Here is an 8241-nt window from a genome sequence, read left to right on the forward strand (position 1 = left end):
GTGTATCTGGAAGAAGATATCAGAGGATTTCTTTGGTTGCAGGGCTAACAAATGGTGAGTTAATCGCTCCAATGACTTACGAAGAGACGATGACGAGCGACTTTTTTTAAGCTTGGTTTCAGAAGTTTCTCTTACCAACCTTAAACAAACCATCAGTTATTATTATGGATAATGCAAGATTCCATAGAATGGGTAAGCTAGAACTCTTGTGTGAAGAGTTTGGGCATAAACTTTTACCTCTTCCTCCCTACTCACCTGAGTACAATCCTATTGAGAAAACATGGGCTCATATCAAAAAGCACCTCAAAAAGGCATTAGCGAGTTGTAGTACTTTTTTCGAGGCTCTTTTGTCTTGTTCTTGTTTCAATTAACTATGTATTACATAATTTATTTTATGTAGTTTATAAACTATCTAGAGCATTTTTTTGTTCATCGTTGACGATATGGGTATAGAGGTCAGTGACTTGTGTACTGGCGTGTCCTAGCTGGTGGCTAACCAAAACTTGTGATTTAGTTGCATCATAGAGCCTAGTGGCTAGGGTATGGCGGAGTTTGTGGGGAGTTACTCGGACTTTGAAGTCCTCAGAGTACTTAGCAACCATCTTTTCAACACTAGAAGCATCGATACGATTGGGAACACCACGATATAATGTCAAAAAGAGAGCGGTATCTGTTTTTTCCGTTTTATAGCGTTGATTTCGAATGGCTAGATAATTCTCTAAATAAGGTTTTGCAAATGCTGCGACATTGACCGAGTCACATTTGCCACCTTTTCGAGTGACATCAATGACCATCATCTTAAGATTGAGATCTCTTAGATCCAGATTAACAGCTTCAGATAAGCGGACACCTGACGCCAAGAGAAGGGCAATAATGGCCAAATCACGTTCTTTATTTTTATTAAAGGAGGATAAGGCGCGATTTGAGAGCTGTTGTGGGTACTCTTGGTCAATATAAGTTAGAAAACCTTCAGTTTCATCACCTAGAAAGAGTTTTTGCTTGATATTTTCAGCTCTAGCAGCAAGCGTTTCTTTCTTTTTCTTGGTTGAAACTTTTTTCATTACATTTCGATAGAAATAAGGTTCTCCCTGGTCATTTTCGACTTCCTCGGTCAGATACTTGTAAAGACTAGAAAGGGCTGACAAGGTCCGATTGATGGTTGTCTGAGAAACACCTTGTTTGCTTGTATTGGCATTCAGCAAAGGACGTTCACGTAGATAAAGGATAAAGGATTCCATATCTTTCTTAGACAGATTTTCCAAGACTGATAAAGGAATATCAGACAGTTTATCAGCGTTTGAAATTCCAGACTCTAAAACCCAGCTAAAAAATCGATCGTATTCCTTGAGGTATTCGTACAAGGTTGTAAAACTGTAGGGAACAGCAAGCTTAGATTGGTAGTATTCCAAAACATACCAGGGCATGATTTGTTTTAGTTTATCGATTCGTTCCAGTAAAATCTCACGTTTCATGTATTTTCTCCATAAATAAGTCTACTAGTAGTATAGCATAGACTAATATATTTTTCAAGAAAATTATAGTTTTTCGGAAAGATGTTATAGAGCTTTTAAAAAAAGACTTAAACCTGTGTAAAACAAATCTAAATCTTTGGAGTTATTATTGTGAATCATTATCTAGTGCTTTTTCTAGTTTCCAAATACTAAACCAGAATGAAATAGTCAACAAAATAAGGAAAGTAATAAAGAAATCACCCACTAAACTTCTGTTAATACTACACAACTGAAGAGCTATATAAGGAGCTATGAGATACAAAATACATTGTATAATTGCTATTGTTTTCTTTTTCATGATTTTAATCTTACTGTACAGATTAAATACAGTAAACTCCTTTCTAGCTTTATGTTTTATCATTTCTAACTTAATTATAGTCTTATTTTACCAAAGTTCAATTATTTGTATGTGAAATGCCTCATCAGTAAAAAATAACCGATCTCATTACTGAGAATCGGTTTTCTAATGTATTTAATCAAGGATTTACATAATATAAATTATGTAAAAAAGAACTACAACAACAAATCTTTTACTTTTCCAATTTCACTTTTTGGAATAACCAGATGAATCATATCACCCAGATACATTCTGGTTGAGCCGTTAACTGTTTGGCTCTTGCCATTATGGACTTGGGTGGTGATGAGTACGTTATGTGGTAAGTTGAGTTCGTGTACTTGTTTTCCTGCTATTTTATCAGATACGGGAATTTCAATGAGAGTGACTTCTCCTTCATCAGTCGCCTCTTCTGGCAGCATTTTTTCCAACATAGCCTCATAGACTGGTGCACCCTTGAGTAGATCCATGATGATGTAGGCGACCAAGGTCACTAAACCAAGTGGCATGAGGTTGCGAATATCTCCTACCATCTCAGTTACGAGTATCATAGCAGTTAAGGGAGCCTTGGATATTGCTCCAAAATAGCCACTCATTCCTAGAATGACAAATATAGGGAATTGCTCCTGACTGATAAGTCCAAGGTTAACACAAATAACACCAACTAGGGCACCGAGTAAGGAACCAAGAGCTAAAATTGGTAGGAAAATTCCTCCTGGAAGGCCACTTCCATAGCTAATCATGCTCCAAACAAAGCGAATCAAAAAGTAAGTTAATAAAACTTGGAAACTAAAATCTTGCTCAGTTAAGGAAAGAACCAGCTGATTTCCACCGCCAAGGATTTGTGGCAAGAAGATTCCGACTGGTATGATGAGAATAAAGGCAAGAATTGGGTAATAAGCTCTATCCAAATGTATTTTTTGACCAAGCCAATCATAAACTCTACCAACATTGAGTACAGCTTTTTCATAGAGAAAACCAGAAAGTCCTAGAAAAATTCCCATGAGAAGGTAAATCCAATACTGATCTAGGGTCATGAGTGGGATATTATCTGGCATATCCAGTACGGGTGTAAGGCCAAATATGAGCAATGAGACAAAGTTTGCTACGAGACTGGCTGCTAGAGTTGAGACCCAGAAAAAGCGTGAAAAATGGTGATAAACTTCTTCTACAACAAAGAGGAGGCCTGCTATCGGTGCATTAAAGGCTGCGGCTAAACCTGCTGCAGCTCCACTTGCAATCAAGGAACGTTCCTCTACTGGACTGGATTTAAGCCACTTGGCAATACCTTTACCACCAACCGCTCCGAGTTGAATGCTTGGTCCTTCACGCCCTAGCATAAGGCCACTAGCAATAGCAAGAATACCTAGAATATATTTTTTCCAAAGTACGCCCCACCAGTTGAGGGTCATCAGTCCCTTTAATTCGGCTTCAACTTGAGGAATCCCTGAACCCTTGATATCTTTTTCTGATCGAGTTAATTTCGCACTGAGCCAACAAACTATTAAATAAAATAGACCAATGATAAAAAGATTGCGCACTAGGTACGCTTGATCTTGATAAAGTCCTTGTATCAGGTGGAAGCCTTTTTCGATTGAAAACCGAAAGGATCCGACGATGATCCCTACGACGAGTCCTACAATGATTCCTCGTCCAACTTGGGATAATATAGTGCTCGAAGCAAAGGCAAATTCTTTCTTGGAACTGAGTGTTACTGACTGTTCCTCCATAATCATTCCTTCTAACTTAACTTTCTTTTTCTCCTGAAACCAGTGATTTAACGGGTTCAAAGCTGGTTCGGTGAATTGGGGTAACTCCTAGTTTTTCCAGTCCTTCTAGGTGTTTAGCAGTCCCATATCCTGCATTAGCAGCAAAATCATAGCCAGGGAACTGCTGATTGTATTCCTTCATCCATTCATCACGTGTTACCTTGGCTACTATAGAAGCCGCTGCAATCGAGAGGGAATTAGCATCTCCTTTGATGATGGAAGTTTGTGAAATAGGTAACTCCAGTTTCATGGCATCTATCAAAAGGTGCTCAGGCTGCGGACTGAGCTGGGAGATTGCTTCTTTCATGGCCAGTTTGGTCGCTTCATAGATATTGACTTGGTCGATGACCTGATTATCCATGATACCAATCCCGATTGACAAGGCTTGGTCTTGAACGGCTTGGAAAATTTCNAGATGTTTCTTTTTAGGAATTTTCTTGCTGTCGTTGAGACCTCTAATCTTACAATTTTTAGGTAAGATGACGGCTGCAGCAACTACAGGTCCCGCCAGAGGACCACGACCAACCTCGTCAACACCTGCTATCAAGGTCAATCCTTGTTTGTAAAGTTCTTTTTCATAGGAAAGCATGGATTCCAAACGAAGATCCTCATCCAATTCAGCTTGAATGGCTTTTTTACGCTGGCTGATTTCCTTTTGAACTCCAGAGCGATTATCCTTTTCAAGCTCTAAAAAAATAGGGCTTTCTAACTCCTTGACAGTAGCAAGGAGTTCTTTGATTTCTTTAATCGTCGCCATCGTGGTCTTCCAATGTATCTAAGGTATAGTTACCGAGTTTTCCGTCGCGGACTTCCTTCACGAAGAGACTGTAAAAACGGTCATAGTCGTCACGGAAACCGAGGGCACGGGTCATGTCCATAATGATAACAGGCGCTTCTTCTTCAATTTGCATCTGTTTGAAGCGTTCAGCCAGCTTTTCTGGATAATGTTCTTTGAAATAATTGAGACCAAAAATGGTTACTTCATCCATAGGGAGCAACTGGTCTTTGATAGCTCCAGTCAAGGCTAGTTTAAGAGCAACAGTTTCATCTTCAAACTTAGGCCAGAGAATCCCTGGTGTATCCAGGATTTCCAGATCTTTATTGGTTTTGAGCCATTGTTGCCCCTTGGTAACACCTGGTTTATTGCCGACAACGGCAATTTTCTTACCAGCCAAACGGTTCATGAGAGTTGATTTGCCAGCGTTTGGAATCCCGATAATCATGGTACGTAAGGTTTCAATCTGGATACCACGTTCTTTTTGACGAGCAATCTTATCAGCCATGAGTTTTTTGGCAGCATCTGTTACAACTTTTACAGTCACTTGCTCTTTGGAGTTGATAGCCAGAGTCTGAATTCCTTGTGATTCAAAATACTGGCGCCATTCCTTGGTCATTGCTGGGTCAGCCAAGTCTGCCTTATTTAAAATCAAGAGTTTTGGTTTGTCACCAACAATTTTGGTCAACATAGGATTTTGACTAGATAGAGGTAAGCGTGCATCCACCAAAATCGTCACAAAATCAACAAATTTTAAATTTTCCTGAACCTGTCGACGCGCTTTAGACATGTGACCAGGAAACCATTGAATAGTAGCCATTGAGTTTTTTTCCTTTCATAGCAAGGGTTTAGAGACCCTATTTTATTTTACTATTGTCTAAACACCAAGCGAACACCAAAACTACCATGCAATGGAAAAACCTCTGATTTGATTCTCACTTGATTTCACAATCTTTATATCAAACTGTGGGTGGTATTTGACAATATCTTTTTTGATTTTTAATAGTAAATTTGAAACAATATTTTTAGGTGAATAACGTGGACTAAGATGTAACAAGTCTTTGAACTCATCAACACTTAATTCTACTTTATTGCTATTATCACTAGTTTCAATGAATTTTTCAATCATTCTGGAATATTTACAGGTATAACTTTTCAATTCTTCAAAATGGAAATTGTGATTTTCTACAAATTGATTTAAGGCTTTTACAGTATTTTCTTGTGAACGATTTATATTATGTGTATAGCCCATTGTTGTCTCAAAGTTTGCGTGTCCTACTCTAGTCATAATATCTTTCACTGCTATGTGCATCTCATTACTTTGAAGGTAACTAATATGCATATGCCTAAACGAATGGGGAGTAACATGTTTTACCCACTTAAAACCATAGTCACTTAAACAATTTGTCAATAATTTTCCTTCTATTCGTTTCAAAATTTGACGAAAAGTGCTTGATGTTATTGGAGAGCCGTATTCTGTTCTAAATACACTTTCAGAATGTGTAAAAGCAGGACAGGGATGTTTCTCCATATAAGCATCAAACTCTTTATTTCTCTGTATTGTCCTTTTAATAGCTTCGCTTGCAGCTTCAGGCAAAGCTACTTCTCTAATTGAATTGAGTGTTTTAGTTGTATCAAAATGAAATTGTTCAACTTTTAAACAATGATATTGAAGTGCCTTATCAATATGCAAGATTCCTTTTTCAAAATCAATATCTGATGGTAAAAATGCTGCTTCACTAATTCGAATACCTGTAAGCAACAATACTATAGCAAGATCATAATAGTTTGCATTTCTGCATTGGCGTAACACATCAAAAAATGCATGTAATTCATGGATTTCTAGAAATTTAGAATCATGCCTTTCTTTTGCTTTACGCCTTTTCTCTAGTGAGATATCTAGTTTTACCGCAGTCATTGGAGAAAACTTAATGACATTATATAACACACCATGATTAAAAATCTTATTACAAGTGCTTTTTATATGAGTCATTGTTGAAGGCGATGCATCATACATTTCTAAATATTTATTGAGACTATTTTTCATCAGAAGTGGAGTAATCCTGTCTAACAAAAAATCATCTCCTATAATTTTCCCAAGTCGTTTCATAACCAGTAGTTCTCTCTGAATTGTTTGTGGCTTAACAGAGACACACCAAGTCTGAAACCAATTTTCTTTTAACTCTCCAAATGTTGTAATCAGTTCAGGGCTAAACTGACTTTCAAATGAAGTAGTTAGTCTATCTATTTTATCAAGAACCTCTCTTTCAGCTTGTCTCCTTGCCCTACTAGTATTCTTAGTATAACTTACAGTTACTGATTTCCACTTTCCTGTTAGTGGATCTTTGTACTTTTCAACCACTTGATATAAGGGTTGCCCTTTTGAATTTGTTTTAGTTACATAATACATAATTTAATTCCTCTTAACTCTTAAAAAGAAATAAATCATTGTTGTATAGAATAAATAACTACCCTATATTATACCATGACTTCCTTATTTTGTCCGCTTTTGCTTCCATCTTAAGAAACTTTCGAATCCTTCTAGATTAATGAAAACAAGTTTATGGGTTGGGTTAATTACATACATGGAAAATGTTCTGTGTTCTCGCATTTCTTTAATCCATCTGTTCAATGTATATTGATTTAAACCATCCCATCTTTTTAGAATTCCTTTTTTATCGGCCCATTCTGCAATGGAATTTTCGACAGATATATATTTTATATTCATGTCATCATCCTTCCTAAAAAATATTTTCTCCTCCATGGCATGACTGATGAAGTCATCATAAGAATTTCACTTACTGCTCTTTTACGGTGGCAGCCTGAACGGTCAGAAGTATCATTGTATATCATTTGTATCATGGCATATAAAGTATCGCTTTATTTTATTGATGGTTTTAATATCGCTCTTATCATGGCGAGCCATTCAAAACTGCTCCACAAATGAGGAAAGTACCATTTTGGACTATTCAATTGTCAAAGAACAAATAAAAAATCTCCTCATTTTCACACTCTATGAAATTGAGGAGATTATTTTCTAAAGCGAATTTTATCAGGAAAATCTGTCAATCCCAATAGATAGTCTGTACTGACATCGTAAAAGTTTGAGAGAGTTACCAATACATCTGCTGTTAACGTATGCTCACCCCGTTCAATTTTAGCATAAGCTGAGTTTGTAAACGAAAGTATTTTAGCTATTTGTTTTTGGGTCAAATCGTGATCTTCCCTCAAATCTCTCAAACGTCTGTACATCTAGCTTTCTCCTGAGAAAAGTATAAATATAAAACTAAGAAATCATTCAAAGTGTCCAAACTGGACATTTTGAACTAAGATTAATTTATTAAACATATCTCATAAGCATATCTATTATAGGTAAGACAATATTAAAAAAGACGGTCAAAAAACAACCTGACTCCACTGGAATTCAGGAATCAGGTCGCTTAAGATTTTATATTATTTACTGTCTACTTGACAGGGAGCTGTTCACCAATGGGAATCTCTAGCTTTTTTGTGACTGAGAACTATTTTGTCTCAGACTTCTTCAATACACCTTGTTATTGGGAATTTACGGAAGGTTAATGAATTATTTAAAATAAAAGTAAAGAGGCTCTATAATATTTGTAGTGGGTAAATCCCCTATAGATATTATGGAGCCTATTTTTGTGTAGAAAAAAAGTCCCATAAGATCTATAATGAAAAGCGACCAAACTATCATTAGAAAGAATCATATGGAACAATTACATTCTATCACAAAACTACTCGATATTAAAGACCCTAATATCCAAATTATAGATATCATTAATAAGGGTACACACAAGGAAATCATCGCTAAACTAGACTATGAGGCCCCAT

The 8241-nt window shown here is 36.6% G+C and carries 7 protein-coding genes and 1 pseudogene; 1 reads left to right on the forward strand and 7 read right to left on the reverse strand.

The genetic code is table 11. The annotated features are described in order from the left end of the window. Nucleotides 1-371 (forward strand): annotated as a pseudogene (locus D8787_RS10570) (transposase); the annotation flags it as partial. Between the two features lie 30 nt (nt 372-401). On the opposite strand, the gene xerS reads toward D8787_RS10570, so the two are convergent. The 7 genes from xerS to D8787_RS10615 all read right to left on the reverse strand — a co-directional run bounded on the left by xerS (nt 402) and on the right by D8787_RS10615 (nt 7641). Next, entirely contained in the window at nt 402-1472 is a 1071-nt protein-coding gene (gene xerS, locus D8787_RS10575; RefSeq protein WP_125423664.1) for a tyrosine recombinase XerS, read from the reverse strand. Nucleotides 1473-2024: 552 nt separating this feature from the next. After that, nucleotides 2025-3575 (reverse strand): ClC family H(+)/Cl(-) exchange transporter, encoded by a 1551-nt coding sequence (locus tag D8787_RS10585; RefSeq protein WP_125423672.1) that lies wholly within the window; start codon nt 3573-3575, stop codon nt 2025-2027. Between the two features lie 16 nt (nt 3576-3591). Next, nucleotides 3592-4371, reverse strand: a complete 780-nt coding sequence (locus tag D8787_RS10590; protein WP_125423677.1) for a ribonuclease HII — start codon at nt 4369-4371, stop codon at nt 3592-3594. Then, on the reverse strand, nt 4358-5209 hold the full coding sequence (ylqF, locus tag D8787_RS10595; RefSeq protein ID WP_125423680.1) for a ribosome biogenesis GTPase YlqF: 852 nt from the start codon (nt 5207-5209) through the stop codon (nt 4358-4360). The genes D8787_RS10590 and ylqF overlap by 14 nt, the downstream gene beginning before the upstream one ends. An 81-nt stretch (nt 5210-5290) precedes the next feature. Further along, entirely contained in the window at nt 5291-6799 is a 1509-nt protein-coding gene (locus D8787_RS10600; protein WP_125423683.1) for a tyrosine-type recombinase/integrase, read from the reverse strand. Nucleotides 6800-6883: 84 nt separating this feature from the next. Next, nucleotides 6884-7117 (reverse strand): DNA-binding protein, encoded by a 234-nt coding sequence (locus D8787_RS10605; RefSeq protein ID WP_125423686.1) that lies wholly within the window; start codon nt 7115-7117, stop codon nt 6884-6886. A 302-nt stretch (nt 7118-7419) separates the two neighbouring features. After that, entirely contained in the window at nt 7420-7641 is a 222-nt protein-coding gene (locus tag D8787_RS10615; RefSeq protein ID WP_016397755.1) for a helix-turn-helix domain-containing protein, read from the reverse strand. Nucleotides 7642-8241: the final 600 nt, after the last annotated feature.

This window comes from Streptococcus mitis (assembly GCF_003944325.1).
Lineage (GTDB): Bacteria > Bacillota > Bacilli > Lactobacillales > Streptococcaceae > Streptococcus > Streptococcus mitis_CW.

Coding starts and splice junctions, on each gene's coding strand:
- xerS (WP_125423664.1), bottom strand. CDS start 1,472: ATGAAACGTGAGATTTTACTGGAACGAATCGATAAACTAAAACAAATC.
- ylqF (WP_125423680.1), bottom strand. CDS start 5,209: ATGGCTACTATTCAATGGTTTCCTGGTCACATGTCTAAAGCGCGTCGA.
- D8787_RS10585 (WP_125423672.1), bottom strand. CDS start 3,575: ATGGAGGAACAGTCAGTAACACTCAGTTCCAAGAAAGAATTTGCCTTT.
- D8787_RS10605 (WP_125423686.1), bottom strand. CDS start 7,117: ATGAATATAAAATATATATCTGTCGAAAATTCCATTGCAGAATGGGCC.
- D8787_RS10615 (WP_016397755.1), bottom strand. CDS start 7,641: ATGTACAGACGTTTGAGAGATTTGAGGGAAGATCACGATTTGACCCAA.
- D8787_RS10600 (WP_125423683.1), bottom strand. CDS start 6,799: ATGTATTATGTAACTAAAACAAATTCAAAAGGGCAACCCTTATATCAA.